The organism is Lentzea albida (assembly GCF_900111005.1).
GTDB classification, from domain to species: Bacteria; Actinomycetota; Actinomycetes; order Mycobacteriales; family Pseudonocardiaceae; genus Lentzea; species Lentzea albida.
This window is the reverse complement of record NZ_FOFV01000024.1, coordinates 1-372: the sequence shown is the minus strand read 5'-3', so window position 1 is coordinate 372 and position 372 is coordinate 1. Positions and strand designations below refer to the sequence as shown.

General features: G+C 68.3%; 1 pseudogene. It reads left to right on the top strand.

The window, feature by feature from the left end:
* Window positions 1–199: 199 nt before the first annotated feature.
* Window positions 200–372: pseudogene (locus BMY74_RS46450) on the top strand (3-deoxy-7-phosphoheptulonate synthase class II); the annotation flags it as partial.

Sequence of the window (372 nt, the reverse complement as noted above, 5' to 3'; positions counted from 1 at the left end):
TCCGCGAGTCCGCGAGTCCGCGAGTCCGCGAGTCCGCGAGTCCGCGAGTCCGCGAGTCCGCGAGTCCGCGAGTCCGCGAGTCCGCGAGTCCGCGAGTCCGTGAGTCCGTGAGTCCGTGAGTCCACTATGCACAGTCTACAGTGTTCAGCTCTGCGGAACGGCCTGCCACACAACCGATTCGCTGCCGTAGTCTCGATCCGTGAACTGGACCGTGGACGTGCCGGTGGACGCGTTGCCAGAACTTCCATCACTGCCTCTGCCGCTTCGCCTGAAGCTCGACGACGCCCTGTCGCGCCCGGCCGCCCAGCAGCCCGAATGGCCCGACGCCGAACAGGTGCGTCGCGTGCGGACCGTGCTCGAGAGCGTGCCGCC